The organism is Pseudomonas sp. Tul2A7 (assembly GCF_054790505.1).
In genome coordinates this window covers 4,384,379-4,397,354 of sequence record NZ_CP186499.1, presented here as the reverse complement: position 1 = coordinate 4,397,354, position 12,976 = coordinate 4,384,379, and the positions used below count along the sequence as shown (strand labels likewise).

At 53.9% G+C, this 12,976-nt stretch carries 17 protein-coding genes and 1 pseudogene; 4 read left to right on the top strand and 14 right to left on the bottom strand.

Features of this window, described 5'->3' with window-relative positions:
* Nucleotides 1-15 precede the first annotated feature (15 nt).
* Nucleotides 16-342 (bottom strand): DUF6124 family protein, encoded by a 327-nt coding sequence (locus ACOYXJ_RS19780; RefSeq protein ID WP_331691536.1) that lies wholly within the window; start codon nt 340-342, stop codon nt 16-18.
* A 487-nt stretch (nt 343-829) separates the two neighbouring features.
* Between ACOYXJ_RS19780 and ACOYXJ_RS19775 the strand changes: the two genes are divergently transcribed.
* Both ACOYXJ_RS19775 and ACOYXJ_RS19770 read left to right on the top strand, forming a co-directional pair.
* Entirely contained in the window at nt 830-2,191 is a 1,362-nt protein-coding gene (locus ACOYXJ_RS19775; RefSeq protein ID WP_460371146.1) for an AAA family ATPase, read from the top strand.
* Nucleotides 2,184-2,813, top strand: a complete 630-nt coding sequence (locus ACOYXJ_RS19770) for a retron system putative HNH endonuclease (RefSeq protein WP_460371145.1) — start codon at nt 2,184-2,186, stop codon at nt 2,811-2,813. Before ACOYXJ_RS19775 ends, ACOYXJ_RS19770 begins: the two co-directional genes overlap by 8 nt.
* 65 nt (nt 2,814-2,878) lie before the next feature.
* On the opposite strand, the gene ACOYXJ_RS19765 is transcribed toward ACOYXJ_RS19770, so the two are convergent.
* Nucleotides 2,879-3,442 (bottom strand): DUF4174 domain-containing protein, encoded by a 564-nt coding sequence (locus ACOYXJ_RS19765; protein ID WP_460371144.1) that lies wholly within the window; start codon nt 3,440-3,442, stop codon nt 2,879-2,881.
* Nucleotides 3,443-3,650: 208 nt separating this feature from the next.
* On the opposite strand from ACOYXJ_RS19765, the gene ACOYXJ_RS19760 reads away from it, so the two are divergent.
* Nucleotides 3,651-4,115: a GNAT family N-acetyltransferase gene (locus tag ACOYXJ_RS19760; protein ID WP_460371143.1), complete on the top strand. Its 465-nt coding sequence runs from the start codon at nt 3,651-3,653 to the stop codon at nt 4,113-4,115.
* Nucleotides 4,116-4,182: 67 nt separating this feature from the next.
* On the opposite strand, the gene ACOYXJ_RS19755 is transcribed toward ACOYXJ_RS19760, so the two are convergent.
* The 3 genes from ACOYXJ_RS19755 to ACOYXJ_RS19745 form a co-directional block, all read right to left on the bottom strand.
* Nucleotides 4,183-4,968 (bottom strand): sulfite exporter TauE/SafE family protein, encoded by a 786-nt coding sequence (locus tag ACOYXJ_RS19755; RefSeq protein WP_034154648.1) that lies wholly within the window; start codon nt 4,966-4,968, stop codon nt 4,183-4,185.
* A 228-nt stretch (nt 4,969-5,196) separates the two neighbouring features.
* Entirely contained in the window at nt 5,197-6,411 is a 1,215-nt protein-coding gene (locus tag ACOYXJ_RS19750) for an MFS transporter (RefSeq protein WP_460371142.1), read from the bottom strand.
* Between the two features lie 228 nt (nt 6,412-6,639).
* Nucleotides 6,640-7,389 (bottom strand): hypothetical protein, encoded by a 750-nt coding sequence (locus tag ACOYXJ_RS19745; RefSeq protein WP_460371141.1) that lies wholly within the window; start codon nt 7,387-7,389, stop codon nt 6,640-6,642.
* A gap of 278 nt (nt 7,390-7,667) precedes the next feature.
* Between ACOYXJ_RS19745 and ACOYXJ_RS19740 the strand changes: the two genes are divergently transcribed.
* Nucleotides 7,668-8,816 carry an aldose epimerase family protein gene (locus tag ACOYXJ_RS19740; protein ID WP_460371140.1) on the top strand — a complete coding sequence of 383 codons (1,149 nt, stop codon included), beginning with the start codon at nt 7,668-7,670 and terminating at the stop codon, nt 8,814-8,816.
* Nucleotides 8,817-8,952: 136 nt separating this feature from the next.
* Here the strand turns inward: ACOYXJ_RS19740 and ACOYXJ_RS19735 are convergent, their stop codons facing one another.
* From ACOYXJ_RS19735 to ACOYXJ_RS19695, 9 genes and pseudogenes are all read right to left on the bottom strand, one after another.
* Nucleotides 8,953-9,348, bottom strand: coding sequence for a hypothetical protein (locus tag ACOYXJ_RS19735; protein ID WP_460371139.1), 396 nt, complete (start codon nt 9,346-9,348; stop codon nt 8,953-8,955).
* Between the two features lie 80 nt (nt 9,349-9,428).
* Nucleotides 9,429-9,691 (bottom strand): annotated as a pseudogene (locus ACOYXJ_RS19730) (PAAR domain-containing protein).
* Nucleotides 9,692-9,888: 197 nt separating this feature from the next.
* The gene (locus ACOYXJ_RS19725) at nt 9,889-10,206 is read right to left on the bottom strand and encodes a hypothetical protein (RefSeq protein WP_150793544.1); all 318 of its coding nucleotides are present in this window, start codon (nt 10,204-10,206) and stop codon (nt 9,889-9,891) included.
* 116 nt (nt 10,207-10,322) lie between these two features.
* The gene (locus ACOYXJ_RS19720) at nt 10,323-10,721 is read right to left on the bottom strand and encodes a hypothetical protein (protein WP_460371138.1); all 399 of its coding nucleotides are present in this window, start codon (nt 10,719-10,721) and stop codon (nt 10,323-10,325) included.
* A 146-nt stretch (nt 10,722-10,867) separates the two neighbouring features.
* Nucleotides 10,868-11,218 (bottom strand): hypothetical protein, encoded by a 351-nt coding sequence (locus ACOYXJ_RS19715; RefSeq protein WP_460371137.1) that lies wholly within the window; start codon nt 11,216-11,218, stop codon nt 10,868-10,870.
* Between the two features lie 209 nt (nt 11,219-11,427).
* On the bottom strand, nt 11,428-11,802 hold the full coding sequence (locus ACOYXJ_RS19710) for an NTF2 fold immunity protein (protein ID WP_460380836.1): 375 nt from the start codon (nt 11,800-11,802) through the stop codon (nt 11,428-11,430).
* A 66-nt stretch (nt 11,803-11,868) separates the two neighbouring features.
* Nucleotides 11,869-12,156, bottom strand: a complete 288-nt coding sequence (locus tag ACOYXJ_RS19705) for a DNA/RNA non-specific endonuclease (RefSeq protein WP_224793247.1) — start codon at nt 12,154-12,156, stop codon at nt 11,869-11,871.
* A 55-nt stretch (nt 12,157-12,211) separates the two neighbouring features.
* Nucleotides 12,212-12,433 (bottom strand): hypothetical protein, encoded by a 222-nt coding sequence (locus ACOYXJ_RS19700; protein ID WP_224793246.1) that lies wholly within the window; start codon nt 12,431-12,433, stop codon nt 12,212-12,214.
* Between the two features lie 192 nt (nt 12,434-12,625).
* Nucleotides 12,626-12,976, bottom strand: coding sequence for a hypothetical protein (locus ACOYXJ_RS19695; protein WP_095191122.1), 351 nt, complete (start codon nt 12,974-12,976; stop codon nt 12,626-12,628).

Genomic DNA, 12,976 nt, shown 5'->3' with positions numbered 1-12,976 from the left:
TTTGAACCTCCCTGTTTAATGTTGCGTCGCCGCTGGTGGGTCGAGATTGTCCAGCGCGCGGTTGACCAGCAACTCGCCGAGGATTGCCAACTGCTGAATCGACAAGGCGAGACTGCGCGGTGAACCCTGCAGTTCTGCGGCCAGATCGGTAGTCAGGACGTTGAGTGAAGCGAGGGTTTCGCAAGCGTGGCATAGCAGCGTGGGCGTATCGATATCGGGGAGGATGGTGAAGAGGTGGCTGATGGGATCGGGGTGATGCGGGTTGCGTAATCGGGGGTTGTTGGCGTCGAAGGATCCTGAATCCATGGGGGATTCGGGAGGGTTTGGCGTGTGTTTTTTCATAAGTAAATGACCTCTAAACATGGGAGAAAAAACTGCCAAACTCACTTCCACGAGAGGGTGGCAGCTTTGCGCAGGGGTGGAAGTCCGGGGAGGTCGAGAGACCCGGTGCACTCGAGAGTGCTCCTGCGCATAGCTGCCATAAGCAAACAATGTTGGCATAAAAACCGCCAACATGTGTTCACAGGCGCACATGCGCTCACGACCAACACCGGACTTCCACATCCGACCACTGTGTTTTGCAGCGGCCAACGAAGACTATCCCTCCTCTCCAAAACCCACCAGTTCACCACTGCCGCCGCGACTTGCAGGAAAAATCCACGGGGATTGAAGGGGGTTTGCGTCAGACATTTCGGCAGGCACATGCTGCAACGACTTTGGGTTACCAAATGAATGTTCTGTATCTACACTGCATCGGATCAATCTGTGGTTGGGAATGACATAATGCGCGACGAAAAATTGAACTGGCTGACCCTCGAAGGGCGATTTAATGGAAATCAACAAATTTAAGCTAACTGATGTCGGTCGGTTTACTAACCTGGAAGTTGAGTTAGCCCCCACGGATAAGCACTCTTCAAACGTTACGGTTTTTGTCGGTAACAACGGTGCCGGGAAAACGACCATTCTAAAATCGCTAGCTACTTCGCTCAGTTGGTTGATCGCAAGAATACGTAATGAGAAAGGTACCGGTAGCCATCTCGCGCAAGAAGAAATTCGAAATGGCGCAGCCACGGCATATATCCTAATTGGCGTAATTGACACAGCACAGGGTCGCACCAGCCCCCTCAATGCCAATGAGGTTCTGTTCACATGGGGGCTTGCGCGAACCAAGTTGGGTCGAAAAAATGCTGTTCATAGTTCATTGGCGGAGGTCAGCCTCTTTTCTGATTACTACCGATCGCAGTTGACCGCCAACAATAAAGCCTCTCTCCCCCTAATAGCCTACTACCCGGTCGAACGCTCAGTCCTCGAAATCCCGCTAAAAATCCGCACCAAACACACCTTCGACCAACTCGACGGATACGACAACTCGCTCAACCGAGGTGTCGACTTCCGCCGCTTCTTCGAATGGTTCCGCGAGCGTGAAGACAGCGAGAACGAAACAGGTATTTCCGATACTGCACTGACTAAAGTCTCGGAAAAGTTCGGCACCGACAGCGACGTTTGGAGAACCTTGGCTAATCTCAAAGCCTCGTCCCGCGACCGTCAACTAACCGCCGTCCGCTCCGCCATCGCCGCATTCATGCCCGGTTTCACCAACCTGCGCGTCCAACGTAAACCGCGCCTCCACATGGCAATCGACAAGGACGGCGTAACCCTCAACGTCGCTCAACTCTCGCAAGGTGAGAAATCGATGATGGCGCTGGTCGGCGACATTGCGCGTCGCTTGGCGATGATGAACCAGTCGCTGGACAACCCGCTTCACGGTGACGGCATCGTGTTGATCGACGAGGTTGATTTGCACCTGCACCCGAGATGGCAACGCAGCCTCATCCGTCAGTTGAGCGAAACCTTCCCTAATTGCCAGTTCGTCCTGACTACGCACTCACCGCTGGTCATCAGTGACGCTAAAGATGTGCTGGTTTATGTGCTCAATGACGGTGAAATCCACGAACACGATGGCCTGTACGGGCTGGACGCAAATCAGGTGCTTCTGGAAGTGATGGATACTGATATCCGCAATGAAGACGTACAGAAGAGCCTGAATCAATTGCTGAAACATATTCAGGACGCAGACCTAGAAAGCGCTCAAAAGCTCTTCGCCGAGCTTTCAGGTGAACTCCCCGAAGGTCATATCGAGCTGGCAAAAGCCGCTCTACTGATCCGCAAACTGGAGTTGCGTCGTGCGTAAGATCATCAAAGGAACTGAGCCGGATTCATTTGCAAAATGGAAGCTGAAAAACAAAACCTCCACTTATCCCGACTTGCCGCCCGAAGAGCGTCAATACGTCCGCGCCGCCTGCATTACCGAACAATTCGGACTGTGCGCTTATTGCTGCCAAGCCATCACCGTAGATGGCTCTCACAACGAGCATGTTGAAGCCCAAAATCGCGCACACAATCGCACACTGGATTTCACCAACATCGTAGCCAGTTGCGAGAACCGCCCGCATTGCGGGCATGGACGAGGAACACAACCGCTGCGGCTGACTCCGTTCATGGATGAGTGTGAAACCGAACTCAAGTTCTACCTTTCAGGGCTGGTCGCTGGAAGAACTGCACGCGCAGAAGAAGCCATCAAGGTGTTGAATCTGGGTCACACCGAAGAGAGCAATCGAGCACTTATCGGCAGAAGAAGAACATTGGTCGATGCACTGATTTACAAGGTTGGAGTCCAACCTGGCGAATTGCCGGAGATTGAGGACAAGGAAATACTCGACCTGCTCCTGGATGATCTACTTCTTCCTAAAGCGCATAAGCTCGAACCCTTCTCCCCCGTGCTGGTGAACATCATTCGCCAAATGCCCGCGTAAAAAAGGGGCGAGAAGATTGAATCCTCTCGCCCCTTTTGACGTGAAATCGTCTCTACAAAAACCGATCAATCATCCGGCATTTCTGGCGGCTTGGCTGGTTTCGCAGGCTTGGTGGGTTTGGCGTTCTTCGCGCCTTTTGCAGGTTCCGGGGTAGCAGCAACCGGCGCCTGAGCCGCAGCGGCCGCTTCCTTCTCGGCCATTGGCATGGCGTCGATGGTGTCGAAGATTTTCTTCAGATCCACCGCTTTCGCTTCATCCCCCGACGCCGAGAGTTTGGTCTCGCCGTCCTTGCCCACCAGGAACACTTTCGGATAGGCCCCGGCACCGAGCTTCAGCGAGCGCAGCAGCGCCATGGTGTCTTGCTGGCCCATGTCCTTGCCGTCGAGCTGGCCGGCCATGTTGAGGATGGTGTAGACCTTGATGTTGCGGTCGGCGACGCCTTTTTTGTTGGCGGGATCTTCCAGCGACTTTTTCAGGGCCACCCACACAGGGTCGACGGTGCTTTGTGCGATCACGATCAGCGGTCGGGCGCGGCCCATATCCCCGGCGATGGGCGAATCGTTGTCAGCGGCGAACAAGGGGCCGGCAATCGCCAGCAAGAGTGTCAGGGTCAGTGACCTGATGAGCATGCGCATCTCCTTTTGATATCCACGCTCTAATGATTGCGCATCGTGGCGATTGTTCCGGGACAACCCGGCAAATATCTTCCGCCTAGTCAGAAGCTTAGGACAGGCGCGACATTGCGCAACATATCCGGCGTGATCGCAACGCGGATTTGATTACCTTTTATGACCGCATTAGGGTGGCAGTTCTGCCCATGAAATGGAGTTCACCCGCATGCACATCGATTACCTGTGCGATCACCCCGAATTGATCGAAGAACTGGCCACGCTCAACTTCGAGGAATGGGGCGAGTTTCGTCCCGGGCAAACCGTCGAGGACCGTATCGAACACATGCGTGAATCTTGCGGCAAAGGTGCCGTGCCGAGTGTTGTGGTAGCGCTGGAGGGTTCGCGACTGCTGGGCGGTGCGCTGCTGATCGAAAATGATTTGAAGCTGCGCCCGAATCTGACGCCATGGCTGGCCGGGGTTTATGTGAAGGCTGAAGAACGCGGTCGCGGGATCGCTTCGCAACTGGTCATTCGAGTGGTGGAGGAAGCGAAAGCGCTGGGTGTGCCTGAGTTGTATCTGTACACCGACACGTCGCAGTCGCTGTATGCGCGACTGGGTTGGGAAGTGGTTGAAGAGCTGGTGTACGAAGAGTTGCCGGTGACGGTGATGAAATACACCTTCCAACGCTGACCCGTGTGGCGAGGGCGCTTGCTCCCTCGCCACAGCTTGATGTTCCGTTGCAGAAATTGAAGTCGGATCAGAACGCCAGTTTGTAACCGATCAGCACCAGCATCGTCGCCAGGCACGGGCGCAGCACTTCATCGGAAATGCGTCCGGTCAGGTGGCTGCCGAGCCAGATGCCAGGCAGCGAGCCGACCAGCAAGAAGCCCAGCACGCCCCAATCCATATTGCCCATGCTTGCGTGGCCAAGACCTGCAACCAGCGTAAGCGGCACGGCGTGGGCGATTTCGGTGCCAACCAGGCGCCGGGTCGGCAGCAGCGGATAAAGGATGAACAGCGCGACAGTGCCGAGGGCGCCCGCACCGATCGAGGTCAGGGCAACCATGGTGCCGAGGATCAGACCGGTGATCACGGTCATCACGTTCAGCCGTGAACCGCTCGGGTTGTAGTTACCGCCAGCGCGTTTGTGGGCGAAGTCGAGCAAGCGTTTCTTGAAGAAGATCGCCAGCGCGGTGGCGAACAGGACGAAACCCAGCGCCTGTTTGATGATGGCGTTCATCGCGTCCGGCGCGGTGTGCAGGGTGCTGAGGAACCACAGGGTCATGGCCACCGCCGGCACGCTGCCGAGGGTCAGCCAACCGGTGATGGCCCAGTCGATATTCTTGTTCTTGCGGTGAACGAGGACGCCACTGGATTTGGTAATGGCGGCGTACAGCAGGTCAGTGCCCACCGCCGTTGCCGGGTTAATGCCGAACCACAACAGGATCGGCGTCATCAACGAACCACCGCCGACACCGGTCATGCCGACGATAAATCCCACTACCAGCCCGGCAATCACCAGGCCGAAATTTGCCAATTCCATTAAACCGTCCAGAAAAACGACAGGAAAAATCTGGCCCGCAGCATAGCGATTTTTCTTATAACCACATATATCGATGCGGTCTATCGTTATGCCATATCGAACTCACTATCGCTTTACTGTAGGAGTGAGCCTGCTCGCGATAGCGGTCTGTCAGTGACGGATTCAGTGACTGACCCTCCGCTACCGCGAGCAGGCTCACTCCTACAGGGTTAGGTGGTGGATGCAGATTCAGTGCACCCTTCGGCCAGGTTTGAAGCTGTGGTTTTTGTTGATCCACACAGTGGCCAGCGCGATCAGCGACAGGATCAGCAGCGCCCACGGAAACGACATCGCCCCGGCCCGATCCAGCAACAAGCCACCAAACAACCCGCCCCCGGCAATCGCCACGTTCCAAGAGGTGGTGAGCATCGCCTGCACCACATCGACGTGATCACCAGCCGAATCCGCCGCCGAGGTCAGCAGCAAGGTAGCCGAGCCGCCAAACGACAATCCCCACACCGCCATGCAGGCGTAAATGATCAGAGGCGACGGCGCAGCCAACGCCAACACCAATGCCGTCAGCGCGAACACCGCGAGGCTGATCAACGTCAGCCAGCGCAGCCAGCGATCCACCAGCATGCCAATAATCCAGATCCCCACCAGCGAACACAGGCCAAACACCAGCAGCACCAGATCGACCCGGTCAGCCAGCCCGGCCTGCATCAGAAACGGCGCGATGTAGGTGTAGAGAATGTTGTGCCCGAGCATCCACGTCAGCACCACGAACAGCACCGGCCGCACGCCCGGCAAACGCATCGATTCGAGCAGCGGCAGACGCTCGTCACTGGTTTGCCCTGGACGATCCGGCACGGCGATGACAATCCACGCCGCCAGCACCAGAGCCAGCGCCGACATGATCCCGAACGACGCACGCCAGCCGATCAGATTGCCCAGCCACGTACCCGCCGGTGTGCCCAACGACAAAGCCACCGGCGTGCCGAGCATGGCAATCGCCAGCGCCCGCCCCTGTTGATGCACCGGCACGATGCCACGCGCATAACCGGCCATGATCCCCCACGACAGCCCCGCCGCCATCCCGGCGAGGAAGCGCGAGGCCAGGGTCAGGCCGTAATGGCTGGAGAATGTGGTGACAGTGTTGAATATCAGAAACCCGCCGACCGTCATCAATAACACCCGCCGTCGCGGCCAGCCGCGCGTAGCGACGGTCAGCGGAATCGCCGCGACAATCGAACCCAGTGCATACAGCGTCACCAGTTGCCCGGCGAGTACTTCACTGACGTTGAGCCCGGCGCCGATTTGCGGCAGCAGCCCGGCGGGTAGGGTTTCGGTGAGGATGGCAATGAAACCGGTCATGGCGAACGCCAGCAACGCGGCATAGGGCAGTTTGTCCGCACGGGCGGTGCGGTCGACGCGGCTGAAATCGGCGCTGGCGGGGTCGGTCATGACGGGTACGGCTCCATTTTGATCAATAGCGGTGACGGATTGTATACAAAAACAACCTTCACTATTCGATCAATGTGGGAGCGAGCCTGCTCGCGAATGAGGTGGACCAGTCAACTCTTCAGCGTCTGAAGGAACGCTTTCGCGAGCAGGCTCGCTCCCACATTGGATCTCTGCACACCACAAAAACTTGTGGTAGCTGCATAGATCGTCATCACCGCCCCACCAAATTCACTGCACCGGCAAGAAATTCAGGAACAGCAGACTCTGCGCGTAGTTAAGGCCGATCCGTCGGTAACGCTCATCGAGCATCTGCGTGATCAGGTCCAGCCGCGCGACGATTTTGCCGAACTCGGTGGCGAAACTCAGGTTGCTGCCCTCCTCCGAGATCTCATTGGAAAACAGCAGCGGCTGGCCTTCCTTGTTCTGCCGCTGGGACAAAATCCACGTGGCTTTTTCGATATTGCGTGCAGCGTTGTGAACGAACGTCGGGTTGATCGCGTCCGTCATGTAGAACTCAGTGCGATTGCCGTGGGCGGTGACCAGCATGCTGCCGATGGCATAGATGAAGGCGCCGACGCGATCGCCAAGGAACTCCGGACTCATCGCATAGCTGAGCGCGGCCAAATCCTTGCGCCCCCCCAGCACCGGCAGCGGCTGTTGCTGATCGATGGCTTGGCGCACCTGTTTCACGGCCGCATGGATGTTGAGAAAGCCCGACTTGCGCAGTTCTTCCGGGTTGCGCAAGTACAGCTTGCCCTGCAAGCGATAGAGACTGTTGAGGTTGTCGCGCATCGCCAGCGTGGCCATGCGGTCGACGCTGGTCTGCAGGAACTCCTGCGGCTTCCCTTCACGCATCTGGTTGAAGAAGCCGTTGCCGTCCTGGTGACTGCAACCGCTGAACAGCAGCGACGACAGACAGGCCAGCAACAGGCACGGGCGGCGGAAAAAAGCAGCGATCGGGGCAAAAACTCTCGGCATGAAATCTCGAACAGGCACATTCCTGTGCGGCGGGAGTCACCGCATCCTGGCCATGGATAGAGCCGCCGATTGCGAAAAAGTGCAGTGCGCCGAATGCCCGGTCGTCCTTCGACCAACCCCGACCTGCAATTTAGTCTGTCTTTATTGTTGAAATAAACGACTAATCAGCTATAAATTTTCACTTGCTGAGCATTTAGTATGACTACTTTGTTTTTTCGGTGATTAACATACCGATAGAACGCCGCTTTCAAAAACAACAACAAAAAGGAAGGTCAACCATGCTTCAATCCCGTCACCTGCTCTCCGGCCTCGGACTGTCCCTGATGATCGCCACCCTCTCCGCCAACGCAGCCGGCCTCAGCGCCGAACACAAAGCTTTCGGCAAAACCAATGACGGCACGCCCGTCGAGCAATACATCCTGCGCAACAGCCACGGCATGCAGGCCACCGTCATCACCTACGGCGCGACCCTGCAATCGCTGAAAGTGGCGGACAAGCACGGCAAGTTCGACGACGTCGTGCTCGGCTTCGACGATGTGCAGGGTTATCAGAAAGGCACCGCCTACTTCGGCGCGACCATCGGCCGTTTCGGCAATCGCCTCGCCGAAGGCGCGTTCGAACTCGACGGCAAGCGCTATCAAGTGCCGCAGAACGACAAAACCAACGCACTGCACGGCGGCACTCTAGGCTTCGACAAGAAAGTCTGGAAGGCCCAGGAAACCAAGGACAAGGACTCAGTCGGCGTGACCCTGACCTATCTGTCGGCGGACGGCGAAATGGGTTTCCCCGGCAACCTCACCACCGAAGTGACCTATCGCCTCACCGACAACAACGAGCTGTGCATCGACTACAAGGCCAGCACCGACAAACCGACGGTGCTCAACCTGACCAACCACAGCTACTTCAACCTCGCCGGCGCCGGCAATGGCGACATTCTCAAACAGGTCGCCACCCTTCACGCCAGCCATTACACCCCGGTCACCGCCAAACTGATCCCGACCGGCGAACTGGCCCCCGTGGCGGGCACGCCGATGGACTTCAGCAAACCCACTGCGATTGGCACGCACATCAAGGCTGATCATCCGCAGCTAAAATTTGCCGAGCCGAAACAGGGTGGGTTTGATTTCAACTGGGCGCTGGATACCAAAGGTGATATCGGCAAAGTTGCGACTGAGGTGAGTGACCCGCAGTCCGGTCGCGTGCTGCGGTTGTTCACCACGGAGCCGGGTGTGCAGTTCTATACCAGCAACTTCCTCGACGGCACCGTCAAGGGCAAGGGTGGCAAGGTGTATCCGCACTGGGGCGCGTTTACTCTGGAGACTCAGCATTATCCGGACTCACCGAATCAGCCGGACTTCCCGAGTACACGGCTTGATCCGGGGCAGACCTACAGCCACAGCGTGGTGTTGAAGTTCTCCGCTAAATAACCTCCAACGCTGATCGTTCCCACGCTCCGAGTGGGCATGCAGCCGGGACGCTCCGCGTCCCTTCGCGAACTGGAGCGTGGAACGTCCCTTGAGGCATTCCATTACTGCGCGTGGGAACGATCAATCACCAAGGAGATTACAGACCCACACGCTCCAATCCCTGACGCATGCCTTGATCCGCCTGCTCGCACCACTGCTTCAGCGTCAGACTCGACGGCAGATTGGCCTCCAGGGTTTTGTATTGACCATCGTCCAATACTTCACCCTTGCGACCATGGGCTTCATTCTTGTCGCCATCACTTTTGTCCATCTGCCCTGGAATTCCTGCTACAAACGCCACCATTTTATTGGCGTTCACTGTGCTTTCAGCTTTCAGGAAACCTTTGTCGACGCAATGGTTAATCAGCCCGGACATGTTGCGCCCAGTGTCGTACATCCCTTTCAACGTAGCGGCGTCCGGTCCTTCTGCGTGAGCAACATTGACGGTGCCGAGAGCGGCGGTCAGTGCGAGGATCAAAGCGGTGTTCTTCATGTTTATTCCTTTAATGGATGAAGCCAGGTTGTTTACTTACAGTATTCCTGAGCGCGAACGAAGAGCTCACCCTCGCGGATTCAACTGACCACCGCTCCTTTCGGGCCACTGGCAATCAGCGCGGCCCCGCAGGCGGTTTTCATGCCGTCCAACGCGATAGGCGTGCCATCGACGGTGTAGGTGCTGCTGCCTTCGGCAATCGGAAAATGCCTTTGCACAGAGGACAGCTGACCTTTTGGCCAACCCCGGCGATGCGCTTGCCGTTTAGGTCGGTCTGGGAAAAGGCTTCGAGGACTTTGCCACCGTGAGTGGTGGAGTCGCCCAGACGAATGGCGTCTTTTATGTTGTCATTCCTTCGACTACGAGGGTTGACTGCAGCCTCGATCAATTTCGCGTCTTTCGGCCACCAATGGCAGAGAGTTTTATCAAAGGCAGGTTGCGTTTAATCAACCTTCAAAAACGTGGCCTGCCCCTGATACATTTCATGAATTTTTAGAGATTAAAAAGGGGCATTCGGCTGCAATTTGACCGAGAGTCAACCTACACGCGGAAGGCCTCATTTAAGCCAACCTCTTCATCCTCGTCCCCATCTTCAAGACACCTGAAATTTCTTCCATTGAGTGCTGTTTTAAGTAGGGCGTACAGTTCTGCTGATTGGAAATTCACTTGGAGCCACAGGGATCCATCACTCCCATTGATCAGACGAGCATCGTAAGCTCCACTGCTATTTAACGAGTAATCCTTCAAATAAAGATCACCCTCTTCCGCGCGAACACAAGCACTACTAGTTTTGACAACGTCGATGAGATGCTGAGCTATAAAGCTGTCGTCAAATAATAATTTGTATTCATAACTCATGATCCGTGTGGTCTCCACCGTTTAGGCGTAGGCAGCTTTGATGACATATGAATATGAAGTACTTAACCAAAATTCCAGGTGCATCCGTTGGCTGCAACGTTGATCTTAGCCTTCTGCTAAACGTGGGGAAGATCAATGTTATTCCTACGGAGAATCAAAGACATCTTCTCTATGAATTTCTCAGGTAGATTGGTTGGTGCGCCATACAAATTGACTATCCCGATCTCGACCGCGCTATCCACAACCTGGCAAAAATCGACAATATCATGTGGTGGAATCGATTGATTAAGGTCTGGTGGTATACAATCGCCCCTTCCATTAAGTGGCAACACCCCCCTTCTCTCCCACTCATCCAGATTATCGTTTTCAGGATAATTGTTCAGGTGGGCTATCAAATCGTTGATAGCCAAGTGCTGAAAAGACTTTGCGTTGCAATAAGCCTGTAAAAATTTTGATGCATAAATTTGTAAACCCCTCGGGGAAAGCGAGGAAAGTTTGTTTGAAATCTCTGACATGATTATTCGCCTCCCCACCACAATGAGATTCAAGTTAAAGTTCTTCGCCAAACTGAATACTGCGGTTTATTCGAAAACCTTTCAAAACCAGACTACGCTTAAGAAATAATCAAAAAACAGTTTGCCTTAAGAAGGCCATCGAATCGCTATTGAGCCAGGACCCACGCTGAAATTTTTGTCTTTATCTTATCCATAAAGGACAGTCGTCCGAATATTACAAGCTCACACCCCGCGTCCTTGTCGTAATAAAATGAAAGTTTCTCGGCGCCCTCGTCTAACACCACTCTGAGAATCTGTCCACTCAGTTCATTTCTCGCAGAAAAAATTGGATTTCCGTCCATAAGCGGTGTGCCGTTTGAAAAAAATATATTGTAATAGGGCACTTTGAATATTTTAAAGTCGATTTGTTTTTTAAGCGCTTCCAAGTAGAAGAAATCATAAAAATCCTGCTCTAGTCGGAGGTAGCAGCTCTTGCTATTTAGATAGTAATTAAACATTAATTTAAATTCCTCAGACTTTCGCGACTCGACTATTAAAAAAAATCGCCATCCAAACCATTAGTATCGCGCAAAACATACGCTCTAAGGCGCCAAACTTAAAGAGTTCGAGTGCTCAGTATCTCTACTTAACCGAATATCTATTTTCACCAAGCACTAACTCACATCAACTCGTGCACAGATGATTTTCTTCAGAGACCGGTTTAGGGCTAAATCGCATCACGACGCTCCCATTTCTCACTGCTAGCGCGCCAAACGCTAACCCCATCAATTTTTGGTTCATCACGCTCTACGATCACGGTGTATCGATAACGTTGTTTCAGCCCTTTTTTTCTGACTGCCTGAATATTCGTTTCCTTATCTAGTTGTTCTTCGGTATCAGTCAAAATGGTCTGTTCATACTCCGGAGGCTGTCCAGTACCTAATGTATCGAGCCTTGCTGATCCAAGGGCAATTGAAGCTTTCACACTCAGATTTTCAGAGAATATCGCTTCCAACCTTGATTTTGCTGCTTCATTCGCCTTAGTCCGATACCCCGAATCCGTCTTATATGCGTCGCATCGCTTCTCGGCATGAAATCCCACCTCCCACTCATGCATCTGCGAAAGAAAATTTTGTAATCGCTCACTAGGTGATATAAAACGCTCCTATCAACAATCGCACGAACAAGGGTTGTGGAATAGCCGAGTTTCAGTATTCCCGTCAACTCTCGCCTGGTACAAAACAGAATGAGGTCGAGTGGCACCTTCATCGTACTGAGGGGTGACACGTACTATTACGTTACTACCGCCTTTAACAGCTTCGGCAATATCTCCCTCAAAGTCACGGAACTCACCACGGTTAACACTAGGGGCTTGAGGAAAAATGTTCCCCTTACCACCGCTTCCACCCAGTCGATTTCCGATGGCATGGCCAGCGTCGTCCGTATTACAGCCCAAGTTACGCGCAAACCCCCATGAACTAGTGTTGGTATTTGTCCCAGTTCCCAAATCTTCAGGTCGAATTTTCGCGGTTACCTGTTTGCGCCATATCCTTGCCCTTCTCCAACATGTCCCAACTCTTGCTCGGCAATACTTTGGCGACCATCGCCTGCACCTGACTCGGCACCTCTTCAGGCCCCGGCGGGTTCAACGGCCACTCCGGTTTACCGATGTAGCTGCCATCGCTCCAGGTGTCCGCCGGGTCTTTGCCGAACAGCACACGCGCCGGGCCCATCAAGAAAACTCCTAAGACTCTTATCGTTCCTGGATCCGCGAGAACTGATATTTCGTCAAGCTTGATATTCTGATCACAATCGACTGCAGTGCCATGAAGGGTGAAGCATCTTAGACTCTTTATAATTTGAACCCCAGGGTTCACGTTTTATAAACATCAAAAAACGGTGCACCCTGAAGGATTCTAGAAGTGTTATTGCGCCTTGACCCACGCGGAAATCATTTTCTTTATTTCATCCATCAAGGATAGTTTTCCGAATATAACAAGCTCACATCCCGCTTCCTTGTCGTTGTACGAGGAAACCTCATCGACCTCCTCGTCTAATACTATTCTAAGAATTTGACCATTTACCTCATTTCTTGCAGAAAAAATTGGATTTCCGTCCATGAACGGCGTGCCGTTTGAAAAGAATGTATTGTAAAAAGGCGCCTTGAATACTTCACTAGCGACTTCGTTTTTCTGAACCTCTAGATAAAAGAATTTATAAAGATCCTGCTCTAGCTGGAAATAGCTGTCTTTGTTGCTCAGGTAGTCATCAAACAT

What these genes read in the sequence shown, in the direction of transcription:
- ACOYXJ_RS19780 (WP_331691536.1), bottom strand. Translation starts at nt 342, where the DNA reads ATGAAAAAACACACGCCAAACCCTCCCGAATCCCCCATGGATTCAGGA.
- ACOYXJ_RS19775 (WP_460371146.1), top strand. Translation starts at nt 830, where the DNA reads ATGGAAATCAACAAATTTAAGCTAACTGATGTCGGTCGGTTTACTAAC.
- ACOYXJ_RS19765 (WP_460371144.1), bottom strand. Translation starts at nt 3,442, where the DNA reads ATGCTCATCAGGTCACTGACCCTGACACTCTTGCTGGCGATTGCCGGC.
- ACOYXJ_RS19760 (WP_460371143.1), top strand. Translation starts at nt 3,651, where the DNA reads ATGCACATCGATTACCTGTGCGATCACCCCGAATTGATCGAAGAACTG.
- ACOYXJ_RS19755 (WP_034154648.1), bottom strand. Translation starts at nt 4,968, where the DNA reads ATGGAATTGGCAAATTTCGGCCTGGTGATTGCCGGGCTGGTAGTGGGA.
- ACOYXJ_RS19750 (WP_460371142.1), bottom strand. Translation starts at nt 6,411, where the DNA reads ATGACCGACCCCGCCAGCGCCGATTTCAGCCGCGTCGACCGCACCGCC.
- ACOYXJ_RS19745 (WP_460371141.1), bottom strand. Translation starts at nt 7,389, where the DNA reads ATGCCGAGAGTTTTTGCCCCGATCGCTGCTTTTTTCCGCCGCCCGTGC.
- ACOYXJ_RS19740 (WP_460371140.1), top strand. Translation starts at nt 7,668, where the DNA reads ATGCTTCAATCCCGTCACCTGCTCTCCGGCCTCGGACTGTCCCTGATG.
- ACOYXJ_RS19735 (WP_460371139.1), bottom strand. Translation starts at nt 9,348, where the DNA reads ATGAAGAACACCGCTTTGATCCTCGCACTGACCGCCGCTCTCGGCACC.
- ACOYXJ_RS19725 (WP_150793544.1), bottom strand. Translation starts at nt 10,206, where the DNA reads ATGAGTTATGAATACAAATTATTATTTGACGACAGCTTTATAGCTCAG.
- ACOYXJ_RS19720 (WP_460371138.1), bottom strand. Translation starts at nt 10,721, where the DNA reads ATGTCAGAGATTTCAAACAAACTTTCCTCGCTTTCCCCGAGGGGTTTA.
- ACOYXJ_RS19715 (WP_460371137.1), bottom strand. Translation starts at nt 11,218, where the DNA reads ATGTTTAATTACTATCTAAATAGCAAGAGCTGCTACCTCCGACTAGAG.
- ACOYXJ_RS19700 (WP_224793246.1), bottom strand. Translation starts at nt 12,433, where the DNA reads ATGGGCCCGGCGCGTGTGCTGTTCGGCAAAGACCCGGCGGACACCTGG.
- ACOYXJ_RS19695 (WP_095191122.1), bottom strand. Translation starts at nt 12,976, where the DNA reads ATGTTTGATGACTACCTGAGCAACAAAGACAGCTATTTCCAGCTAGAG.